The sequence below is a fragment of the Bradyrhizobium uaiense genome (genome assembly GCF_010811875.1).
In the GTDB taxonomy this organism is placed as follows: domain Bacteria; phylum Pseudomonadota; class Alphaproteobacteria; order Rhizobiales; family Xanthobacteraceae; genus Bradyrhizobium; species Bradyrhizobium uaiense.
In genome coordinates this window covers 1-403 of sequence record NZ_VKHP01000605.1, presented here as the reverse complement: position 1 = coordinate 403, position 403 = coordinate 1, and the positions used below count along the sequence as shown (strand labels likewise).

The 403-nt window shown below is 67.0% G+C and carries 1 pseudogene; it reads left to right on the top strand.

The window, feature by feature from the left end:
* Positions 1–138: 138 nt before the first annotated feature.
* A pseudogene (locus tag FNJ47_RS46710) lies at positions 139–273 on the top strand (ethanolamine ammonia-lyase light chain EutC); the annotation flags it as partial.
* Positions 274–403 lie beyond the last annotated feature (130 nt).

The window sequence follows — 403 nt, the reverse complement described above, 5'->3', positions numbered from 1 at the left end:
TGCTCGAGGGGCAGAGCTGGGCGGCGCTGAGTGCGCAGGATTTGATCGCGCGTGCGAGGGCAGCCGACAGGGGCCGACAGAACGACCCGAACTACTCGAACCGGCTGAGCGAGGCTTCCGTGCCTGCCGAAGAACAGCGTGCGGACACCGCCGGCGCCAGTGCCCCCTTCGCTTCCCGATTTGCGCGACCTCACGCCGGCGCGCGTCGGTCTCGGCCGCTCCGGGGCCAGCCTGCCGACCGATGCGCTGCTTTCCTTCACGCTCGAGCATGCCCTGTCCGGTTCTGAAAACGGCTCAATCTGTCTAGCTTGGGTCTAGGGGCGCGAATGAGGCGGGTGGGCGCGATTGATCGGCGCTAGGCCTTGGAAACACGCGGATATTTACCGGCGCCGGGTTTACCCGT